The sequence below is a fragment of the Variovorax sp. OAS795 genome (assembly GCF_040546685.1).
Lineage (GTDB): Bacteria > Pseudomonadota > Gammaproteobacteria > Burkholderiales > Burkholderiaceae_C > Variovorax.
On record NZ_JBEPOH010000001.1, the window covers coordinates 262,852 to 282,484 of the forward strand.

22 protein-coding genes are annotated in these 19,633 nt (G+C 66.9%); 3 read left to right on the forward strand and 19 right to left on the reverse strand.

Annotation, left to right across the window (positions count from 1 at the left end; genetic code table 11):
- Positions 1–25 precede the first annotated feature (25 nt).
- The 19 genes from ABID97_RS01285 to ABID97_RS01375 are packed head-to-tail and all read right to left on the reverse strand — an operon-like array spanning position 26 to position 16,349.
- Positions 26–931, reverse strand: coding sequence for a fumarylacetoacetate hydrolase family protein (locus ABID97_RS01285; RefSeq protein WP_354396780.1), 906 nt, complete (start codon positions 929–931; stop codon positions 26–28).
- 9 nt (positions 932–940) lie between these two features.
- Positions 941–2,470, reverse strand: coding sequence for an aldehyde dehydrogenase family protein (locus ABID97_RS01290; protein WP_354396781.1), 1,530 nt, complete (start codon positions 2,468–2,470; stop codon positions 941–943).
- 12 nt (positions 2,471–2,482) lie between these two features.
- Entirely contained in the window at positions 2,483–2,908 is a 426-nt protein-coding gene (locus ABID97_RS01295; RefSeq protein ID WP_354396782.1) for a cupin domain-containing protein, read from the reverse strand.
- A complete protein-coding gene (locus ABID97_RS01300) occupies positions 2,905–3,675 on the reverse strand; it encodes a ribonuclease activity regulator RraA (protein WP_354396783.1) in 771 nt (256 codons plus the stop codon). The genes ABID97_RS01295 and ABID97_RS01300 overlap by 4 nt, the downstream gene beginning before the upstream one ends.
- The gene (locus ABID97_RS01305; protein WP_354396784.1) at positions 3,672–4,076 is read right to left on the reverse strand and encodes a RidA family protein; all 405 of its coding nucleotides are present in this window, start codon (positions 4,074–4,076) and stop codon (positions 3,672–3,674) included. The genes ABID97_RS01300 and ABID97_RS01305 overlap by 4 nt, the downstream gene beginning before the upstream one ends.
- A gap of 14 nt (positions 4,077–4,090) precedes the next feature.
- Positions 4,091–5,026: a VOC family protein gene (locus tag ABID97_RS01310; RefSeq protein ID WP_354396785.1), complete on the reverse strand. Its 936-nt coding sequence runs from the start codon at positions 5,024–5,026 to the stop codon at positions 4,091–4,093.
- Positions 5,023–5,763, reverse strand: a complete 741-nt coding sequence (locus tag ABID97_RS01315; RefSeq protein ID WP_354396786.1) for an ABC transporter ATP-binding protein — start codon at positions 5,761–5,763, stop codon at positions 5,023–5,025. Before ABID97_RS01315 ends, ABID97_RS01310 begins: the two co-directional genes overlap by 4 nt.
- A complete protein-coding gene (locus ABID97_RS01320; RefSeq protein ID WP_354396787.1) occupies positions 5,756–6,517 on the reverse strand; it encodes an ABC transporter ATP-binding protein in 762 nt (253 codons plus the stop codon). Before ABID97_RS01320 ends, ABID97_RS01315 begins: the two co-directional genes overlap by 8 nt.
- A complete protein-coding gene (locus tag ABID97_RS01325) occupies positions 6,514–7,368 on the reverse strand; it encodes a branched-chain amino acid ABC transporter permease (RefSeq protein WP_354396788.1) in 855 nt (284 codons plus the stop codon). The genes ABID97_RS01320 and ABID97_RS01325 overlap by 4 nt, the downstream gene beginning before the upstream one ends.
- On the reverse strand, positions 7,341–8,279 hold the full coding sequence (locus tag ABID97_RS01330) for a branched-chain amino acid ABC transporter permease (RefSeq protein ID WP_354396789.1): 939 nt from the start codon (positions 8,277–8,279) through the stop codon (positions 7,341–7,343). Before ABID97_RS01330 ends, ABID97_RS01325 begins: the two co-directional genes overlap by 28 nt.
- Positions 8,280–8,330: 51 nt before the next feature.
- Entirely contained in the window at positions 8,331–9,605 is a 1,275-nt protein-coding gene (locus ABID97_RS01335; RefSeq protein ID WP_354396790.1) for a flavin-dependent oxidoreductase, read from the reverse strand.
- A 23-nt stretch (positions 9,606–9,628) separates the two neighbouring features.
- Positions 9,629–10,198, reverse strand: a complete 570-nt coding sequence (locus ABID97_RS01340) for a RidA family protein (protein ID WP_354396791.1) — start codon at positions 10,196–10,198, stop codon at positions 9,629–9,631.
- Between the two features lie 47 nt (positions 10,199–10,245).
- Positions 10,246–11,049 carry a coniferyl-alcohol dehydrogenase gene (locus ABID97_RS01345; RefSeq protein ID WP_354396792.1) on the reverse strand — a complete coding sequence of 268 codons (804 nt, stop codon included), beginning with the start codon at positions 11,047–11,049 and terminating at the stop codon, positions 10,246–10,248.
- A 7-nt stretch (positions 11,050–11,056) separates the two neighbouring features.
- Entirely contained in the window at positions 11,057–12,445 is a 1,389-nt protein-coding gene (locus tag ABID97_RS01350; protein WP_354396793.1) for an FAD-dependent oxidoreductase, read from the reverse strand.
- A 28-nt stretch (positions 12,446–12,473) separates the two neighbouring features.
- Positions 12,474–12,785: a ferredoxin family protein gene (locus ABID97_RS01355; RefSeq protein ID WP_354396794.1), complete on the reverse strand. Its 312-nt coding sequence runs from the start codon at positions 12,783–12,785 to the stop codon at positions 12,474–12,476.
- Between the two features lie 2 nt (positions 12,786–12,787).
- A complete protein-coding gene (locus ABID97_RS01360) occupies positions 12,788–12,958 on the reverse strand; it encodes a rubredoxin (protein WP_354396795.1) in 171 nt (56 codons plus the stop codon).
- A 28-nt stretch (positions 12,959–12,986) separates the two neighbouring features.
- Positions 12,987–13,925, reverse strand: coding sequence for an alpha/beta hydrolase (locus tag ABID97_RS01365; protein ID WP_354396796.1), 939 nt, complete (start codon positions 13,923–13,925; stop codon positions 12,987–12,989).
- 3 nt (positions 13,926–13,928) lie between these two features.
- Positions 13,929–15,146, reverse strand: a complete 1,218-nt coding sequence (locus ABID97_RS01370) for a cytochrome P450 (RefSeq protein ID WP_354396797.1) — start codon at positions 15,144–15,146, stop codon at positions 13,929–13,931.
- Between the two features lie 54 nt (positions 15,147–15,200).
- Positions 15,201–16,349, reverse strand: a complete 1,149-nt coding sequence (locus ABID97_RS01375; protein WP_354396798.1) for an ABC transporter substrate-binding protein — start codon at positions 16,347–16,349, stop codon at positions 15,201–15,203.
- Positions 16,350–16,584: 235 nt separating this feature from the next.
- Here ABID97_RS01375 and ABID97_RS01380 point away from each other — a divergent pair, with 235 nt between their 5' ends.
- The 3 genes from ABID97_RS01380 (at position 16,585) to ABID97_RS01390 (ending at position 19,630) form a co-directional block, all read left to right on the forward strand.
- A complete protein-coding gene (locus ABID97_RS01380; RefSeq protein WP_354396799.1) occupies positions 16,585–17,532 on the forward strand; it encodes a LysR substrate-binding domain-containing protein in 948 nt (315 codons plus the stop codon).
- A gap of 113 nt (positions 17,533–17,645) precedes the next feature.
- Positions 17,646–18,671: a thiamine pyrophosphate-dependent dehydrogenase E1 component subunit alpha gene (locus ABID97_RS01385; RefSeq protein WP_354396800.1), complete on the forward strand. Its 1,026-nt coding sequence runs from the start codon at positions 17,646–17,648 to the stop codon at positions 18,669–18,671.
- Positions 18,668–19,630, forward strand: coding sequence for an alpha-ketoacid dehydrogenase subunit beta (locus tag ABID97_RS01390; protein WP_503012799.1), 963 nt, complete (start codon positions 18,668–18,670; stop codon positions 19,628–19,630). The genes ABID97_RS01385 and ABID97_RS01390 overlap by 4 nt, the downstream gene beginning before the upstream one ends.
- The last annotated feature ends 3 nt before the right edge of the window (positions 19,631–19,633 follow it).

The window sequence follows — 19,633 nt, forward strand, 5'->3', positions numbered from 1 at the left end:
TTGGTTTGTTTGTGGGTGGCGGATGTCAGGCAGGGGTGGCGTAGGAACTCAGGTCCTTGGCGACGAGCCGGTTTCTCAGTTCGCCCAGGCCGGTTGCGCGCACGACAACCAGATCGCCCTCCTTGAGGAACACGGGCGGTGTCCGTGCATTGCCGATCCCGCTGGGGGTGCCCGTGAGGAGCACGTCGCCCGGTTTCAGAGTCATGCCGAACGAGAGTTCGCTCACCAGCTCGGCAATGCCGAATGCCATCTGCGATGCACTCGCCTGCTGCATGACCGCGCCGTTCAGTTCGCACTCGAGCGTGATAGCGGGCAGTTCGGCGTCGTCGCGCAGCGTGAGCCAGGGGCCGAGGGGCATGGTGCCGTCGATGCTCTTGCCCTTGAGCCACTGGCCGCCGTGCCGGCGTTGCAGGTCGCGTTGCGAGATATCGTTGGCGAGGCAGTAGCCGAACACGTGCGCCATCGCGTGCTCGCGAGGGATGCTGCGCCCTTCCTTGCCGATGACGAGCGCGATTTCGGCCTCGTAGTCCCACTTGCTCGAGATGGCAGGGTCGAACGCGATGTCGTCGTGCGGCCCGATCAGCACGTCCGGGCCCTTGGTGAAGAAGGTCGGCGCTTCGGGCTTGGGCACGTCCTGCCCTTCGCGCTTGCCCTCGCTCTCGTGGAAGTGGTCCCAGTAGTTCCAGCCCGTGCACAGCACGTCGCGGCGCAATCGGCGCACCGGCGACAGGAGCCGCAGCTCGGAGAGTGCGATGCCCTCGGATTGCGCAGACTCGCAGAGCTTGCGCAAAGCCGGAACAGCGAGGTCGCACGCTTCGATCACGCGTTGCATGTCACCGAACTCGCGCGGCGCCAGCACGGCGTTGCCGTCGGCGCGCAGGCAGGCGAGGCGCTCCTCGCCGGTGCGCAATTCAACAGTTCCAAGTTTCAAGATTCTTCCTCAGAGCTTGAGACGGCTGCCCCAGGGCGACTCGCCGCCCCAGTTGATGCACACGCTCTGCCGCCGCATGTAGCCTTTCCAGGCATCGGACCCGGCCGTTCTGCCGCCGCCCGTTTCTTTCTCGCCGCCGAACGCCGCACCGATGTCGGCGCCCGTCGTCCCCATGTTGACCTTGGCAATGCCGCAATCGCTGCCCGCAGCCGAGAGGAACAGCTCGATGTTGCCCAGGTTCGTGCTGTGGATCCCGGATGCCAGGCCTTGGGGCACGCCGTTGTGGATATCGATGGCTTGCTCGATGGTGTCGTAGGGCACCACGTACACGATGGGCGCAAACGTTTCATGCTGCACGCAAGGCCACTCCGGACGAACCTGCGTGATGAGCGTCGGCTCCACGTAATGGCCGGGACGGTCGATGCGACGGCCACCGAACACGACCTGGCCCCCGAGGGCGGCCGCCTCGCGCACAGCAGCTTCGAAGTGGCCCACGGCGGCCTTGTCCACGAGCGGCCCGACCACGGTGCCAGGTTCGCGGGGGTCGCCGATCCGGATCTGCGCAAAGGATTTCTTCAGCAGTTCCACGAGCTCGCCTTCGACCGAGCGGTGCACGATCACGCGGCGCGTGCTGGTACAACGCTGCCCGGTGGTCCCCACGGCACCGAAGGTGATGCTGGACGCGGCCAGCTTGAGGTCCGCGGTCTCGTCCACGATGCAGCCATTGTTGCCCGAACACTCCAGCATGTAGCGCCGGCCGAGCGTGCGGCCCACCACGTCGGCCACCTTGCGGCCGACCGCCGTGGAGCCGGTGAACGAGACCAGCGCCACGCGCACATCGGACACGAGCAGTTCGGCCAGTTCGTTGGTCTCTGGAATGAAGATCGTGAACACGCCCTCGAGGCCCATTTCCTCCATGGCGATGTTGCAGAGGTGCTGCAGCGCCAGGGCTGTGAGCGGCACCTTCGGGCTCGGCTTCCAGACCACCGTGTTGCCGCCGATCGCCGCGAGGAAACCGTTCTGCGCCCAGACCGCCGCCGGAAAGTTGTACGCCGAGATCACGCCCACCACGCCGAGCGGGAGCCACTGGTCGTACATGCGGTGCTTCGCGCGCTGCGACTGCTGCGTGGAACCGTACAGCATGCGCGACTGGCCCGCCGCGAAGGTCGCCATGTCGACCAGTTCCTTCACTTCCGAGCGGGCCTCCATCAGCGACTTGCCGGTGTCGAGCGCGACGACGGCGGCCAGGCCTTCGAGGTGTTCGTCTGCGAGCTGGCCGATGCGCAGCACCAGTTCTCCGCGGCGCGGCGCCGGCACCATGCGCCAGGACCGCTGCGTGGCGACCGCCGTGGCCATGACCGCCTCGTAGTCGAGGGCGTTGGCGCCGGCGACGCGGGACGTCACCGTGGCATCGGCCGGATTGACCGCGTCGATGAGCGCGCGGTCCCCGGTGGCGCTCCAGCGCCCGGGGCCGGAGCAGGCGCCTGCATGGATCGGCTGGATGCCGAATTGGCGCAGCACTTCTTGCGTGTCGAACATTGCGTGAGTTCCTCAGTTTTTGGAAAGGAAGCCGGAGATGGTCTCGTCCGTGTGGAACGCCGGCTTCTCGTAGTAATGGGGGCCGTCGTAGATCTCGATCAGCACGCTGCGCTCGTGCGCCACGGTGGGGCCGTGCGGATGGTCCTTCGGGTTCATGTAGAACGAACCCGGCGTCAAGCGCAGCTGGCTGTCCGTGTACTCGTAGTCGCCTTCCAGGCAGTACATGAACTGGTTGGACGCATGCGAGTGCTTCACGGGGATGCGGCCGCCCTTCCGGTACTCCAGCAGCGCGATGCTGGCGCCGGTGTCCGCGTTCTTCCAGAGAAAGTACTGGCGGAATCCGTACTCGGCAAAGTCGATCCATCCCGCCGGATCGAGCGCTTGCGTCCGGATCAGCAGTTCGAGCGTCTTCATCGTGGCTTCGTTGGGCGGGTTCATTGCAGGACCTCCAGGGCCGGACGTCCGGCTGCGACCCAGCCGTCGTATTCCTTGCGGCTCTCCGGGGTCGCCGGAAACAATCCGAAGATCGGGCGCCCGCGCGAGATGTGCAGTGCCGCGAAGCGCTCGTAGTCGACGGCTTCCAGTGCCTCCTGGGCAACTTCGTCGACCAGGTGCAGCGGGATCACCACCACGCCCTCGGCGTCCCCCACCAGCACGTCGCCTGGGTACACCGCCACGTCCGCGCAGCCCACCGGTCCGTTGAGCTCGACCGGGTGCATGGCGATGGGCGTGGCCGGCGGCGCGGCTTGCCGCTGGTAGGCCGGCAGGTTCGTGGCACGGATACCCGGCGTGTCCCGAAAGCCCCCATCGGTGACGACGCCTGCCACGCCGCGCTGGCGCATGCGCAGCGCCATGAGGTCGCCAGCGGCCGCCGAACGCACGCATCCGCCCGTGTCGATCACCAGCACGTGGCCGGGCGGGCACTCCTCCACGGCGCGGCGGTGCAGGTTGTCGTCGCGGCCGTAGTTGGCCATGGTGTCGATGTCCTCGCGCGCCGGCATGAAGCGCAGCGTGTAGGCCGGCCCCACCATCGATTCCTGCATTCCGGAGACCGGATGGAGGCCCAGCAGGTAGGCGTTTCGGAAGCCACGCCTGAGAAGCGAGTTGGCGATGTTGGCCGTGCCCACCTGCGCCAGCTTCTCGCGTGTGGATGGCGACAGCCCCGGTGGGGCGTCGCGGTGGATCGGTTGTTCCCTGATGTTCATGATGGCCTCCCTCCGTGTCCCAGCACGGCGACCGCTTCGATCTCCACCAGGATCGCGGCCTGCGCCAATGCGCTGACCTCCACCAGCGTGGCGACCGGAAACGCGCCCTCGAAGAATTCGCGCCGTGCACGCCAGACCTGTTCGCGATTGGCGATTCGCGTGACGTAGATGTTGAGCTTCACCACGTCGCGCATCGAGCCGCCCGCGGCGGTGACCAGGTGCGCGATCCGTTCGAAGATCAACCGGGCCTGCGCGTACTCGTCGCCGCCCATGGGCTGCAGGTTGCGGTCGCGGGCCGTGAGGCCAGCAACGTACACCGTGTCGCCCACCTTGAGGCAGTTGGACCAGGTGCCCGGCGCCGGCTCGGTGACTTCGGGGCTGCTGATGCGTTGTATCGTCATTCGCTTTGTTTCCGTCAAGAAAAGAAGTCCAGAGGCGGTTTCGCCCCCCATTGGGTGGTCTCGTCCGCAGTGCCGGCGAAGACGCTGGCACGGTGCAGGTGGTTCACCACGTCGCCGTCGGTGTAGTGCTCGATCCGGAAGCCGAAAGGGTCGCGCCAGTAGTCGAAGATCTGGCTGCCCAGCAGGTGCCTGCCGACACCGCAGTCGAGCGTGTAGCCGCGCTCCAGCAGGAAGTCGTGCGCGCTCATCACGGCATCCAGCCCGTCCATCTCGAACGAGCAGTGGTGCACGCCGATCACCGGCGCCTGCAGCACGAGCATGCAGTGGTGGTCCACCCACGCCTCTCCCGCATCCACCCGCAGGAAGCTGCCGATGGTGCGACCCGGCTCGCCGGGCACGGCCAGGTAGTCCGAGGCGACGAGCCCGAAGCGCTCGCGCAGCCAGGCCACCGACACGTCGTGATCGCTGACATGCAGCACGAAATGGCCCAGGCGCCGCACCGGCTGGCTCTGGCGTGGCACGCGCACCGGCACGTTCTTGCGCGGCTTGGCCGCCGCGGCGTTGAAGTCGTCGACGCGCGGCAGGTGCAGCGGCTGCGCAGGCACGGCGCCGTGCAAGGCATCGATCTCGAAGCCATCAGGCATGCGCATGCGCACACGCTCGCCGCCGCCCGCAAGTCCGGGCACCGGCTCGACGCCGCTCGAGCCCGCCAAGCGCGCGAGCGCATCGAGGTCGCCGCGCGACGCCACCTGGAGCCCGGCCCCGAGGAAGCGAGGTTCGTTGCCCAGAACCGCCTCGTAGACGAACGGCGCAGCACCGCTCCCCCGCATCAGCAGGCGCTTGCCATCGCAGGGCACGGCCGGATGCATGCCGAAGTCGCGCAGGAAGGTTTCCAGCCGCGGCAGGTCCGGCGTCTGGTAGCGCACATAGGCCAGGTCGATCGCCTTCATTGCAGTGCCTCCTCTTGCACGCCGGCTTCGGCGGGCGCATGACCCAGGATGGTGGCGGCCAGGTCCCCGCGCGCACGCGCGGCCTTGGCGCTGCCCGACCAGACCAGCCGCCCGGATTCGAGGACGTACACGCGGTCCGAAAACGCGAGTGCCTTGGAAAGGTTCTGCTCGACCAGCAGCACCGCGAGCCCCGCTTGCCTGAGCTGGTGGAGGGCCGCATAGCAGATGTCGACGTTCTTCGGCATCAAGCCCAGCGACAGCTCGTCGATGAGGATGAGTTCGGGCTGCGCCATGAGCGCACGTCCGATCGCCACCATCTGCTGCTCGCCGCCCGAAAGCGTTCGCCCGAGCGATCCGAAGCGCTCCTGCAGCCGCGGGAAAATGTCCAGCACGCGCTGCATGTTGTGCGCGGCCACGCGGGCGGGCTGCGAATAGCCACCCACCAGCAGGTTCTCCCGCACGGTCATGTCGCCGAACAGCTTGCGGCCTTCGGGCGAGATGGCGATGCCCGCACGCACCCGCGCCTGGGGCGCCAGGGCGGTGATGTCCCGCCCACCGAAACGCACATTGCCGCCGGTCGCGCGCACATGGCCCGCGATGCACTGCAAGGTGGAGGTCTTGCCGGCGCCGTTCGGTCCGATCAGCGCAACGATCTCTCCCCTGTTCACCGTGAGTGAGAGTTCGTGCAGGACCACGGCAGCGCCATAGCCGCAACTCACGCGCTCGACTTCAAGCATGGATGGCTCCCTCGCCGAGGTAGGCCTCGACCACATGCGGGTTCGCCATCACCTCGGCGGCCCGGCCGTCGGCAATCTTGCGGCCGTTGTCCAGCACGACGATGCGCGGGCAGATACGCATCACTTCGGCCAGGTTGTGTTCGATCAGCAGGATGGTGGTTCCCAATGCGTTCAGCCGCCGAACGAGGTCGGCCAATCGCACCGCCTCCTCATGCCCGAGGCCTGCCAGCGGTTCGTCCAGCAGCAGCAGCTTGGGCCGCGTGGCCAGGGCACGGGCAACCTCCAGGCGCTTGAGCACCCCGAGCGGCTGTGTCGACGGCATGCTGTCCGCCAGATCCGCGATGCCGACCATCTCCAGGCAGCGCAGCGCCGCCTCGCGCAGGCCCTTGCGATCCAGCGTGGCGACGGCGCGCCAAGGTGTTTGCGTGATCTCGGCACCGGCGGCCAGCACCACGTTGTCCAGCAGGCTCATGTTGCGAAAGGGGCGCACGATCTGGTGCGACATCGCCATGCCGAGCCGCGCGCGCCCAGCCGCCGCCACCCGGCCGACTGGCAGGCCCGCGAATCGGATCTCGCCCGATCCCGGCGCGACCGCTCCGGAAATGAGCCGCAGCAGCGTCGTCTTGCCCGCGCCATTGGGCCCGAGCAGCCCCACCAGCTCGCCTGTCGCGAGATCGAACGAAACCCCGTTCACCGCAACGACGCCGCCGAAACGCACGCCCAGGTCTCGCACCTGCAACAGCTTCGTGCTCATGCCATCTCCTTCGCCCGCAGCACACGCAGGTGCTGCGCCAGCCAGGGAAACAGGCCTTGCGGTGCGATCCGCATGATGGCGAACAGCAGCAGCCCGAACACCAGCAGCTTGTAGTCGTTCACGAAGCGGAACCACTCGGGCGCCAGGGTCAGCAGCACCGCGGCGAGCACGCTGCCCCACAGCGAACCCATGCCGCCGATCACGACCATGGCGAGGATCATCACGGACACGGGGAACCCGAAGGCCTCGGTGCCCACATTGCCCAGGTGGTACGCGTAGAGGCAGCCGGCCAGGCCCGCCAGTGCGGTGCCGATCGTGAACGCCGCAAGCTTGTAGAGCGGCGTGTCGATGCCAAGGCTGCGCGCAGCGGACTCGTCGGCACTGACCGCTTCGAACACATAGCCCAGCCAGCTGCGCTTCACGACCCAGCAGACCAGCCCTGTCAGTGCCGCACAGGCCATCACCAACACCGGATACGCGTCACCCAGGCCGGTGGCAGGTATCTGGGAGATGCCGAGCTCACCCCCGAGTGCATCGGTCGTGCGCACCGCACCGACGAACAGGAAGCCCGCCGCCATGGTCGCGATCGCGAGGAAATCGTCCCGCACCCGCAGGCTGCAGAAACCGACCAACAGCCCGGCGATGCCGGCCAGCAGCAATGCGGAGGACAAGGTGACCGCCATGCCGAAACCGGCCTTGGCGAGCAGTGCCGTCGCATACGCGCCCACGCCGAAGAACGCCGCGTGCCCGAGGCTCACCTGCCCGCACAGCCCGGTGATGAGGTTGAGGCTCAACGCCAGGATCACATGGATGGCCACCAGGGTCAGGAGTGACGTTTCATAAGCGCCCATTGAGTCGCTCCTTTCTGTTTCATGAACTGCACCAGCCGGCGACGCCATTGGCCACCGGAGAAGAGACCTTCCGGCTTGACCAGCAGCACGGCGAGCATTGCGGCGAATGCCACGCTGTCGCGGTCCAGCACGTTGGCGAGGTAGGTCGATCCGAAAGCCTCGACCAGGCCCAGCAGCAGCGATGCCACCAGCGTGCCGGCCATGTTGCCCAGGCCCCCGAGGACGATGATTGCCAGCGCCTTGTAGGTGGGCACCGCGCCCATGGACGGCTCCACCAGGTTGTTGAGCACGCCTACCATCACGCCGGCGGCCGCGGCGAAGGCCGAGCCGATGGCGAAATTCAGATAGCGCACCTGCCGCAAGCTGATGCCGCACGATGCCGCCATGCGAGGCTCGCTGACGCTGGCGCGCCAGGCCATGCCGACGCGGGTGCGCGCGGCAAAGACCGCAAGGCCCACCAGAAGAACGACGGCCATGGCCACGGCGCCCAGTTCGGCATACTTGATCTGCATGCCGGCAATCACCACGGCGCCTTGCAGCGGCGGCACGCGGTAGGACAGGCCATAGTCGCCGAACACCAGCCGCAGGAGTTCCTCGATGGCGAGAAACATGCCCACTGAAGCGATCAGCGGCACATACGGCGGCTGGTCCAGGATCGGCTCGTAGCAGAAACGGTACATCAGCATGCCGCAGGCGGCCACGCACGCCATGCTCAGGAGCATGCCCAGCGCGAAGCTGCTCGTGGCATTGGTGATGACCAGGCCCAGGTAGCCGCCGAGGGTGAACAGGCCCGCGTGCGCAATGTGCAGCACCCGCAGCAGCCCGAACACCATGGCCAGGCCGATGGCCACCAGCGCGTAGATCGCGCCGTTGATCAGCCCCTGGGTGGTGAGATTCAGAATGAGGTTCATGGGAAGCGCGCTTCTTTGCTTGAAGATGGATCAGGCAGAGGCCGGGGCCTCTCAGGCGCGAAGAACCGGACAGCCCCGCTGCCGCGAGTGGGACTCGCGTGCATTCAGGGATGTCACATCGAATCCCGCCCTGGTGCGGAATGCCTCGGCACGCTCTGCGATCTCCGCAGCCGGAATGACGTCGTCGATGTTGGTGAAGCCGTCGGGCGCACGCTCGTGCACGAGGTCCATGATGATTTCGTGCGACAGGTTGCGGTTGGACAGGCAGATGTCGCGCATCGGCGCCAGCCGTTCCGCTTCGTATGCCTGCAGCGCGAGCTCGGGGCGATCCGGATGGTCGGCCAGGTGCTTGGCGAGCACGCGGCCGTCCACCACGGCCTGGGAACCGGCCTGCGATCCGACAGGGTGCATCGGGTGCGCCGCATCCCCCAGCAAGGTGACGCGCCCGAACGACCAGCGTTCGACCGGGTCGCGATCGACCTTCGGAAACTCGAAGATGCTGTCGGCCGCCTGGATGAGCGCCGGCACATCAAGCCAGTCGAACTTCCAGTCCGCGAAGGCGTGCGCAAACTTGGCCTTGTCGATCCTGCGGTTCCACTCCTCGCGCGGCGGACCGTCGCCGGACTGTCCCAGCTCGAAGATGAAGTTGCCCAGGACCCGGCCATCGGGCAAGTGACGCATCGGGTAGGCCACCAGCTTCTGGTTGCGGTGGCCGACCATCGTCATGGTGTTGCCCCCGAGCCAGGCATCGACGGCCACGGCCGTGCGCCACATCAGCTGGCCGCCGAACCGCAGCCCCTGCTGGGGATAGAAATGCTTTCGCACACCCGAATGCAATCCGTCCGCGGCCACCAGGATGCTGCCCTTCACGGACGGCAGCCGCTGCCGCGTCTCGCTGTCGATGAAGTGCAGCGTCACGCCATCCTTGTCTTGCTCGAACTCGGTCAAGGTGTGATTGGTGACGATGTTCTGCTCCCCGATGCGCTCCCTCGCGGCCTTGAGCAAGAGCACCTGCAGATCGCCCCTGTGCACCGCGCACTGCGGCCAGCGGTAGCCGGAAGCACTGCCGCGCGATTCGCTCCAGATCTTGTTGCCGTGCACGCTGTAGAACCCGAGGTTCTCGATGCCGACGGAGATCGCCATCAACGCGTCACCCAAGCCCAGCTCGGTGAGTTCACGCACGGCATTGGGCTGCAGGTGGATGCCAAGGCCCATCGCCTCGATGCGGGGCGCTGCTTCATAGACTTTCACGGGAATGCCCGCATCGTGCAGGCTGAGCGCCGTGCTCAATCCACCGATGCCAGCCCCTGCGACGATTACTTCCATATCTGCTCCTTCAGGAACCCGGATCACCGGACTTCCACAATCGTTTCGACTTCCATCGCCGTGTTGCTCGGGTTGGCGCTGACACCTTCCATGACACGCGGATGCTTTCCGGCTTCACCGAACACCGCGGTGTAGAGCGTCGAGCAGCCTTCCGCGATCGGGGTGAGTTCGGAGAATCCTGGATCCACGGCAATGTTGAAGCGCACATAAGCGATGCGCTTGACCCGGTCCAGGTCCCCGAGCACCTGCTTCATCCGGGCGATCTGGCGCACGCACGCCCGGCGCGCGAGCATGGGCGCGTCCTGCACCGAATTCCTGGACGGGATGGGTCCCTTGATCCATTGGCCATTGGCGTCCTGCGGCGCGGCGGACGAGAGAAACAACAGGTTGCCGACCACGGCGCCGTGCAGCCAGGGACCGCTGTCGGGCAGCAGGTTCGGCAACTTGCCTTCGGGGTAACCCATGGCGGTCAGTTCGGCCTTGAGCCTGGACTCGACCGTGCTTGTGGCCTGAGCCGACGCCGTGGCGGCTGCCAGCATCAGTGTGACCAGCACGAAGGCCGGTCGGATCTTGGAACGAATTGCGGTTTTCATCATGTCTCCTGGATTGAGTCTTGTGTCGACGCTTGCCTGCCGGCGGTTCAGACGTCGCCGAAGTTTTCCTTCGCCAGCAGCACCGAAGCGCTGAAGCCGCCATCGACATTGATGTTGGCCGCGTTCCACCAGCCCGCGTAGTCGTGCTGCAGCAGGACCAGGGCCTTGGCCACGTCCTCCGCGCTGCCGGCATCGCCGGTGCGCTCGGCATCCTTCTTCAGCAGGGCCTCGCCGTGTGCCTGCACGAACTCCGCATGCATCGGCGTGTACGTCAGCCCCGGGCTCAGGGCATTGATGCGGCGGCCGGTGCCGATCCATTCGAGCCCCGTCTTCATGGTCCAGATGATCAGCGCCTCCTTCGACCATGCATAGGAGATCGGGCTTTCCTGGGGATTCGCCTCGAGCCACTGCAAGCCCTCTTCGAAACTCCGGGTCTCGACCAGCGGCGTGAAGCGGTCCAGGTGCTGTTCCCAGCGCACTGCGGTGCTGGAGGCGACGTTGAACACGGCCGACCTGGCCTTGAGCCTCGGCACCATCGCGAGGGTCAGGTGCCGCGTGCCCAGGAAGTTGACGCGGAACTGCATGTCGGTCGACGCGAGGGACGACACCCCCGCGACGTTGATCAGCGCGTCGTAGCCGTCCCCTGCCGCAGCAACGGCGCGATCGATCAGTGCCGGATCGCTCAAATCCAGATGATGAAAGGCAGCGAGTGCCAGCGGCTTGCTCAACTCGGCGCGGTCGGCGCCCACGACTTCGGCGCCTGCTCGAAGCAGCAGCTCGGCGGTGGCGTGGCCGATCCCTGACGCAACGCCAGTGACGAAGAATTTCTTGCCGGAAAGATCTAGATCCATGTTGTTCTCACGTAGTGCATGTCGATGAAGATCCAGCGGCCGCTTGCAGCGCTGCGCGCACTTCGTGCCGCTGGACCAGTTTTTCTCGCGCCTTGCCGGAGTGCGCCCCCGCCTGCTTCTCGAACGCGTCCAGCCGGGACCACGCCCGGAAGTCCATGAAGTCGACGCCGCGGTCTCGCAGCAGGTCGGCAATGTCGTCGTCGGCCGCCGGCGCACCCAGCGCGCCGGCCTGAAGGTCCGCCAACAAGGTCGCAACGGTTTCCACGCTGTCGTTGCGGTTGGTGCCGATGACACCCGTCGGACCGCGTTTGATCCAACCGGTGCAATAGAGGCCCGGATGCGGCACGCCTGCTTCGTCGACGACCCTGCCGGCGACGTGGCGCACGGTCGATGCACGCGCGTCGAAAGGAATGCCGGCCGGTGCAACGCCCCGGTAGCCAACGCTCGCAAACACGGCATGGCAGGGCACGTGGAGAAACTCGCCGGTGCCGCGCGACGCCTGCTGGAAAGCGGATCCGGTCAAGGCCGTGCGTTCGAGCACCAGCGCGTCGACCTCGTCGGTCCCTTCCAGCCTCGCAGGTGCCAGGCAGAACCTGAACTCGACGCAACGCTCGTTGGCAGATGCGGCATCGCTGGCCGTGTCGGCGAACTTGCGCAACAGTGCCACGTTCCTGCGCGCCTCATCCGCAGCCGGGCTCTCCAGCTCGAACCGGGTGGCTTCGTTGATGGCCATCTCGTCGGCCCGTGCCAGCGCGGTCACGCCCGCCAGCTGCTCGAATTCGGCCAGCTCCTTGTTGGTGAACCTGGCCTGCGCCGGTCCGCGCCTTCCGACCACGCAGACCTTGCGCACCTTGCTGTTGCGAAGCGCTTCCAGCGCGTGGCTGGCAATCTCGGTGCAAGCCAGCTCGTCGACCGGCTTGAGCAGGATGCGTGCGACGTCGAGTGCCACGTTCCCGTGGCCGACCACCACCGCCGTCTCGCCCGACAAGTCGAACCGAAGGTGGCGGAAATCGGGATGGCCGTTGTACCAGGCGACGAAGTCCGCTGCGTTGTAGCTGCCCGGCTTGCCGTCCCCGGGGACGCCGAGCCTCTTGCTGGCCTGGGCGCCGGTCGCGAGCACGACCGCGTGGTAGCGCCGCGTGAGGTCCTCGAGATGGATGTCGCGCCCCAGTTCCACCTGGCCGAACCATCGCAGGCCCGGCTTGGCCGCGACCATGTCGAAGACCTTGGTCACCGCCTTGAGCTTCTCGTGGTCGGGCGCCACGCCATAGCGCACGAGGCCATAGGGCGCGTGCAGGCGTTCGAACATGTCGATGGCCACGCCGGGTACCTTCTTCTGCATGGCTTCGGCAGCGTAGAAGCCTGAAGGTCCGCTACCGATGATGGCGATTCGCATGGCGTTCATTCCCGCGTGCAATGGCTGCTCAACTGCCGTAGCCCAGGGCCTGCTGCCGGCTGAGTGCCGTCGGCAGGGGCTCGAGCTTTTCGGAAATGTTCGGCAGGCCCGCGGCGCGCTCGGCGTTCACGCCTTTCCAATGCTCGAACTCTGCCGGCAGGTCGCGTGCTTCGTAGATGGCGTGGACCGGGCAGACCGGGATGCAGGCGCCGCAATCGATGCATTCCACCGGGTTCACGTAGACCATGGTGCCGTCGGTATGGAAGCAGGCCACGGGGCAGACGGTCACGCAGTCGGTGAACCGGCACCCATCGCACTTCTCCGTGACGATGACTGTCATGGTCAGAACTCCACCACGTTGAAATCCGACTTCTTGTCGCCGCAATGCGGACAACGCCAGTCGTCGGGAATGTTTTCCCAGCGCGTTCCCGCGGCGATGCCTTCTTCGGGCAAGCCATCGTTCTCGTGGTACACCCAGCCGCAGCTCAAACAGATATAGCTCTTGAAGTCCATGTTCTTTCCAGTCAGGGGATGTGGTCGATCAGCGAAGGCAGCGGCGCATGAACCGCGCAGCATTCGCCAGGGCTTCGTCGGCTTCGGGCAGCTGCCCGGCAAAGATGGGCCAGACGTGCGGCATGTCTTTCCAGACTTCGAGTTCGACATCGACGCCGAGCTTGTCCAGCCTGTTCGCGAGCACCGCAGCGTCGTCGTGCCACATCTCGGTGCTGCCGCAGGCGATGAAGCAGGCCGGCATGCCGCCGAGATCCGCGCCCAGGGGCGAGGCGAGTGGATGGGCCCAGCTCTCCTGTCCCATGTACTGCGCGACCCATGTGTCGACGATGTTGGGGTGCACGAACTCATCGCGCTGCGCATTCGTGCGGAATGACGGCAGCGACGAGGTCAGGTCGAGCCATGGCGAAAACGCGACGATGCCGCGCGGCGCGGGCAATCCGGCTTGCCGCGCCCTGAGCACGGCGCCGAGCGCGAGGTTGACGCCGCAAGAATCGCCGCCGATGAACAGGCGCGCCGGATCGGCTTTCTCCACCTCGACGAGGTACTTGTACGCAGCCAGCACGTCGTCCGCCGCGGCCGGAAACCTGTGCTCCGGGGCCAGGCGGTAGTCGGGCACGAACACCCTGGCGTTGGCGTCACGTGCCAATGGCACCGAGAGGGTGCGGGCCGTTTGCGGACTTCCGAGGCAATAGGCGCCGCCGTGGATGAACAGCAGGTTGCAGTCGGACGTCGTCCCCGCGATGCCGACCACCTCGGCCGGCACGCCGTTCATGTCGACCGAGCCGAAGACGTCGCCGTCACGCCGCACGTGCTGGCTGTAGCCCTCTTCCATCATCCCGGCGATGGCCAGCCTGCGTTCCTGGACCGACACCGCGTCGGGCTGCTCGCAGCTCGCCCGAAAGCCGCGCGTGTTCTCACGCACTGCGAGCGACTGCGCACTCGATCGTTCGATGCTCGTGTATTTCACGGCTCAGGCCCTCGCCGCATCCGTCTCGATCAGCACGGGCACGGAATCGAATCCGTGCTCGTTGCCCGTGCCTCCGAGGTGGGGCTTCACGGGACGATCGGCGTCCAGCTGGATGGACGCGATGGTCTCGAAAAAGTGCGTCATGGCCTTGGACAACTCGCGCCGGGCGAGGACGGCGCCGATGCAGGTGTGGACCCCCCGGCTGAACGACAGGTGCTCGCTCACGTTCGGCCGGTCGATGTTGAACGCCTCGGGGTTCTCGAAGACGTCTTCGTCCATGTTCCCGCTGCCGGTGCACAGCTTCACGATGGAGCCCTTGGGAATCGTCACGCCGCGGATCGTGATGTCTTCGGCCGCGATGCGGGGGTTCGACTGCAGCACGGGCCGGTAGCGCAGGGTCTCGTCGATGAAGGCGGGGATGCGCGAGCGATCGTCCTTGATGCGCCTGAACAACGCCGGGTCCTGCGCCAGGATGCCGATGGCGCTGCTGAGGGTGAAGGTGGTCGTTTCATGTCCGCCGGTGAACAGCATGTTCATGAAGTCGGCCACGTTGCGCACGGACAATTTGCCGCCCTCTGCCGCGTTCTGCGCGAGCAGCGAGCCGATGTTGTCTTCCGGATGCGCGATGTAGTCGCGCACCACGCCCTCGAGGAACGCGACGAGATCCGCCTGGCCCTTGTGGTCTTCCGGCTTGCCTGGCAGGCCGAAGGCCTGGCCCATGGCCCTGAGCGAGCAGCCGATCCAGTAGTCGATCTGCTGCGGATCGATCTTGATCCCGAGCATGTGGTTGACCACCGCCGCCGGGAACAGCTGGCAATAGGTGGCCGCGTCGCCGCCGCGGCCGTCCAGCAGGTACTGGAAGCTCTCGCGGTTGATGCGGTCGATGGCGGCATCGATCAGGTCGATGCCCTTCTTGGACAGGTGCGACTGCACGCTGCTGCGGATCGTGGTGTGCTCGGGCGGATCCTTGAACATCAGCCAGCCGACCGTGTCGGTGACCGCGGCGGAGAACCGCTTGTGATCCAGGGCCGCCGCCTTGATGTCCTCGTACTTCGTGATCATGTAGACCACGTTTCCATTGGGCAGGTCCACACGGTGGACGGGGTCGTTCTCTCGGCACCAGCGATAGTGTTCGTACGGGAAGACCTGGTAGGTCTGCGTGCCGAAGTCCCAGGCCAGGTCGTCGTGGGCCACTTTGCGTGTTCGGGCGTGATAGGTCATTTGCGTTTCACCTTCTTTGACGCACCAACGGGTGCGATGGTCTCTTCCGGGGGTTCACTGCTCGGGGGGTGCCAGCAGTCCGGCGTCGTCGACGACCCCGAAGCGTTGCCACTTGCCGTTGCGCACGATCGACAGCGGAAAATTCTTTCTGACTTCGCGCAGCTTGTTGAAGCTGACTCGGCCCATGACGGTCATGACGTCCGTGGTTTCCAGTGCGGCGCGGATCCTTGCCGGCTCGTCCGACTTCGCATTGCGCAACGCCGCCAACAGCACGGTTGTCGCCGCATGCGTCGTCGCGGCCACCGCCGCTGCGGGCGTTCCCGTCGCCGCCTTGAAGCGGCCGAGGAAATCCACGACCGCCGGGTCCTGCGAACCCCAGTCGATGACGTTGGTGATCACCGTGCCTTCGGCGGCCGGGCCGGCGATGTCGATGTACTGCTGCGGACTGAGCGATTCCGCCCCCAGGATGTCGGCCGACACGCCGGCGCTGCGCAGTTGCGCCACCAGCGGCCCGCCCGTGAAATAGAACCCGGTGACATAGATCGCCTGCGGGTTGTCCGCCTTGATGGATGCGATCAAGGGCCCGAACTGGCGGTCGGTCGGCGCGTACTCGTATTCCTTCACGACCTCCAGCCCGAAGCGCGGGGCCGCCTCCTTGAAGCCCGCAACCAGCGCCTTGCCGAAATCGGTCTTCATGGTCAGCAGCACGACGCGCTTCTTGTGCAGCAATTCGCCCATCGCCTTGGCGGCGGCGCGGCCCTGCACTTCGCCCACGCTGGTGACGCGGAACATGTAGTCGCCGCCCCGCGTGATCTCGGGTGCCGACGACACGGCGACCACATAGGGCAGCTGCGCCTTCTGGAACACCGGCGCGGCGGCGCGCGCCGGCGCGGAGTACGCGGCCGAGATCACCGCGCGCACGCCCTCGCCGATCAGGCGGTTGGCAACCTGCGCGGCGTGCTCGGGCTTGCCCTGGTCGTCCTCGACGACCAGGACGAGCTTCCTGCCGCCGATGCCGCCTTGCGCGTTGCTCTGCTCGATCGCCACGCGGGCCGCGGCAAGGGCGGCATTGCCGTCGGCGGCGGCGGGACCCGTGAGGCCGGCGTGGAAGCCGATCTTGATGGGGGCTTGCGCCCAGGCACCGGAAACCAGGGTGGCGGCAAGCACCAGGCCGGCGGCCCAGCGCGGCGACGGATTCGACATGTTTTCGTGCTCCTTCAGAACGTGGGTCGGGTCAGCGATCTGTGTACTTTTTGGGGCCTTTTGCGATCCCCGGGAGCCGAATGATGGGCGTGCGAAGTCGTCGTGACAATTAGAAAAACAAGGGGTCGATATACCCGTTTTGTTAAAACGCGAACCTCGGAGCCAAGCTCCTCTTCCTTGCTGCGATGATTCGCGTCTTGCCGCTTTCGCGGGAATGCATATCAGGAGACAACCGATGGCCAAGCTGGATTGGTACATCCGCGCCGGATTGAAGCTGCGCCACCTGCAGGTGCTCGTGGCCCTCGACGACCTTCGCCACCAGGGCAAGGTGGCCACCGCCATGAACGTGACGCAGCCGGCGCTGTCCCGCACGCTGTCGGATCTGCAGGCCGCCATGGGCCATGTGCTGTTCGAACGCACCGGCCGAGGACTGCGGCCGACGCCCTACGGCGAATGCCTGATCCGGCACGCCCGCAAGGTCCTGCAGGACCTGTCCGAGGCCGGCGAAGAACTGCATGCGCTGGCGACGGGAACGTCCCGCAAGATCCGCGTCGGCGTGCTGCCGGCGTCCGCCGGCTGGTTGCTCCCCAAGGCGTTGATGCTGTTCAAGCATGCCTCTCCCAAGTCGTCGATCATGGTCCGCGAGGCCACCATGGACGTGCTGCTGGGAGAACTGCGGCTCGGGCACCTCGATCTCATCGTCGGCACCTTGCCGTCCCAGCTGGCGGCAACGAACCTGGAGGAGAAGGCCCTCTTCGAGGATGCGACCATGCTGGTTGCGCGCAACGGCCACCCGCTGGCGCGCGGCGATTGCAGACCGACCTGGCGCCAACTGGTGGAGTGTCCGTGGGTGTTGCCGCCCCATGACTCGCTGCTGCGCCAGCCCCTGCTCACGGCGTTTGAGGTGAACGGCGTGGAACCCCCCATCAGTTTCATCGAGACGCTGTCGCTGAACGTCACGCTCGCCTACCTGCAGGGCAGCGACGCGATCGCGACGTTGCCCGCTTCGCTCGTGCACAAGTACGCGGAACTGGGCACGCTGGCCCCGCTGCGCACGGAGATGCCGCGCCTGGTCCGCCCGGTGGGACTGCTGTGGTTGCGCGGACACTCGCCGTACGCCGGGGATCCCACTTTCGCCGAGTGCCTGGAGCAAGCGGCGCAAGAACTGTTCATCGGAACGTGAGCCGCTGAGCTCTCGAGCTGACGCCACGGCAGGGGGTAAGCCCCCGTGCGAGATATTGTTCTCGTTTGATACGATTTCCCCGAACGGCCCGCTTCCAGGCCGTTGGAGACAAGATGGCTTCGAGCATTTCAACGGACGGCAGAGGCTTGGCCCTGTACCGCGCCATGGTGCGCATCCGCGCCTTCGAGAACGCCGCGGAAGCGGCGAGCCAGGGTGGCGTGAGCGCGTATGGCCAGCAGGCCGCCGGCTCCGCCAAGGTGCGTGGGCCGCTGCACCTTTCCACCGGGCAGGAGGCGGTGCCGGCCGGCGTGTGCGCGCACCTGCGAACCAGCGACTACCTCACCTCCACGCACCGCGGCCACGGCCATACGCTGGCCAAGGGCGCGGACCTCGTGCGCATGATGTGCGAGCTGTTCGGCAAGGCCACGGGCTTCAACGGCGGCAAGGGCGGCTCGATGCACATCGCCGATTTTTCGGTCGGCATGCTGGGCGCCAACGGCGTGGTCGCTGCAGGCCTGCCGATTGCCGTGGGCGCGGCGCATGCGCAGAAGATCCTGCAGAAGAAAGGCGACATCACGGTCTGCTTCTTCGGCGACGGCGCGATCAACCGCGGCCCCTTTCTCGAGGCGCTGAACTGGGCGCGCGTGTACGGCCTGCCGGTGCTCTTCGTCTGCGAGGACAACCGCTGGAGCGCCACCACCGCGAGCGGCCCGATGACGGCCGGCGACGGCGCATCGGCACGCGCCGGCGCGATGGACATCGCAGCCACGCAGGTCGATGGCAACGACGTGTTCGCGGTGCACGAGAGCGCCGCCCGGCTGGTCGCCGAGGTGCGCGGCGGCGGCGGCCCGCGCCTGTTGCATGCGCTGACCTACCGCGTGAAGGGGCATGTGTCGGTCGACCTTGCGGCCTATCGCGATCCCGCCGAACTCGCCGCCGCGCTCGAGACGGATCCGATCGCGCGGGCGCGCGGTGCGCTTCTTGCACAGGGCCTGGACGCGGCCACACTCGATGACATCGAGAACGCGGCGCGCGACGAGGTCGATGCCGCCCTTGCAGTGGCAGACGCGGCGCCCTGGCCCGAGCCCGGCGACGCCTTCACCGACGTGCAGACCACTGGAGCAGGCCAATGGCTCTGACCATGAAAGAACTCAGCTATTCCGAGGCGGCCGTGCTCGCCGTCGAGCGCGAGATGCAAGCCGACGCGCGCGTGGTGGTGCTGGGCGAGGACGTGGGCCGCGGCGGCATCTTCGGCCAGTACAAGGGCCTGCAGCAGGCCTTCGGCGCCGATCGCGTGATCGACACGCCGATCAGCGAGGCCGCGATCATGGGCGCCGGCGTGGGCATGGCGCTCGCGGGCCTCAGGCCGGTGGTGGAGATGCGCGTGGTCGACTTCGCGCTCTGCGGCATGGACGAACTGGTGAACCAGGCGGCCAAGAACCGCTTCATGTTCGGCGGCCAGGGCCGCGTGCCGCTGGTGGCGCGCATGCCGGGCGGCATCTGGGACGCTTCGGCCGCACAGCATTCGCAATCGCTCGAAGCGTGGTTCGCGCACCTGCCGGGCGTGGTGGTGGTGAGCCCCGCGACGCCGCAGGACAACTACAGCCTCTTGCGCGCGGCGCTGCAATGCGGCGACCCGGTGGTCTACATCGAGCACAAGACGCTCTGGGGATTTCGCGGCGAGGTGGACGAAGACCTGGCTGTGCCGCTCGGCAAGGCACGTCGCGTGCGCGAAGGCAACGCGCTCACGCTCGTGAGCTGGAGCCGGCAGATGCAGGCGTGTGCCACGGCCTGCGACACGCTCGCGGCCGAAGGCATCGCGGTCGACCTGATCGACCTGCGCACGCTCTGGCCGTGGGACCGCGAGACGGTGCTCGCATCGTGTGCGCGCACGCAGCGCCTGCTGGTGGTGCACGAGGCGGTGCAGGTGGCGGGCTTCGGCGCCGAGATCGCGGCCAGCGCCGCCGAGGCCACGGGCTGCCGCGTGGCGCGGCTCGGCGCGCCGCGCATCCCGGTCGGCTATGCGCCGGTGCTGGAGGCGCAATCTCGCGTGGGCACCGACGCCATCGCGGCGGCTGCGAGAAGACTGCTGGGCTGAACC

Bases quoted from the DNA above. Each gene is read 5' to 3' on its own strand.
- ABID97_RS01290 (WP_354396781.1), bottom strand. From the start codon at position 2,470: ATGTTCGACACGCAAGAAGTGCTGCGCCAATTCGGCATCCAGCCGATC.
- ABID97_RS01295 (WP_354396782.1), bottom strand. From the start codon at position 2,908: ATGAACCCGCCCAACGAAGCCACGATGAAGACGCTCGAACTGCTGATC.
- ABID97_RS01300 (WP_354396783.1), bottom strand. From the start codon at position 3,675: ATGAACATCAGGGAACAACCGATCCACCGCGACGCCCCACCGGGGCTG.
- ABID97_RS01305 (WP_354396784.1), bottom strand. From the start codon at position 4,076: ATGACGATACAACGCATCAGCAGCCCCGAAGTCACCGAGCCGGCGCCG.
- ABID97_RS01310 (WP_354396785.1), bottom strand. From the start codon at position 5,026: ATGAAGGCGATCGACCTGGCCTATGTGCGCTACCAGACGCCGGACCTG.
- ABID97_RS01315 (WP_354396786.1), bottom strand. From the start codon at position 5,763: ATGCTTGAAGTCGAGCGCGTGAGTTGCGGCTATGGCGCTGCCGTGGTC.
- ABID97_RS01320 (WP_354396787.1), bottom strand. From the start codon at position 6,517: ATGAGCACGAAGCTGTTGCAGGTGCGAGACCTGGGCGTGCGTTTCGGC.
- ABID97_RS01325 (WP_354396788.1), bottom strand. From the start codon at position 7,368: ATGGGCGCTTATGAAACGTCACTCCTGACCCTGGTGGCCATCCATGTG.
- ABID97_RS01330 (WP_354396789.1), bottom strand. From the start codon at position 8,279: ATGAACCTCATTCTGAATCTCACCACCCAGGGGCTGATCAACGGCGCG.
- ABID97_RS01335 (WP_354396790.1), bottom strand. From the start codon at position 9,605: ATGGAAGTAATCGTCGCAGGGGCTGGCATCGGTGGATTGAGCACGGCG.
- ABID97_RS01340 (WP_354396791.1), bottom strand. From the start codon at position 10,198: ATGAAAACCGCAATTCGTTCCAAGATCCGACCGGCCTTCGTGCTGGTC.
- ABID97_RS01345 (WP_354396792.1), bottom strand. From the start codon at position 11,049: ATGGATCTAGATCTTTCCGGCAAGAAATTCTTCGTCACTGGCGTTGCG.
- ABID97_RS01350 (WP_354396793.1), bottom strand. From the start codon at position 12,445: ATGCGAATCGCCATCATCGGTAGCGGACCTTCAGGCTTCTACGCTGCC.
- ABID97_RS01355 (WP_354396794.1), bottom strand. From the start codon at position 12,785: ATGACAGTCATCGTCACGGAGAAGTGCGATGGGTGCCGGTTCACCGAC.
- ABID97_RS01360 (WP_354396795.1), bottom strand. From the start codon at position 12,958: ATGGACTTCAAGAGCTATATCTGTTTGAGCTGCGGCTGGGTGTACCAC.
- ABID97_RS01370 (WP_354396797.1), bottom strand. From the start codon at position 15,146: ATGACCTATCACGCCCGAACACGCAAAGTGGCCCACGACGACCTGGCC.
- ABID97_RS01375 (WP_354396798.1), bottom strand. From the start codon at position 16,349: ATGTCGAATCCGTCGCCGCGCTGGGCCGCCGGCCTGGTGCTTGCCGCC.
- ABID97_RS01380 (WP_354396799.1), top strand. From the start codon at position 16,585: ATGGCCAAGCTGGATTGGTACATCCGCGCCGGATTGAAGCTGCGCCAC.
- ABID97_RS01385 (WP_354396800.1), top strand. From the start codon at position 17,646: ATGGCTTCGAGCATTTCAACGGACGGCAGAGGCTTGGCCCTGTACCGC.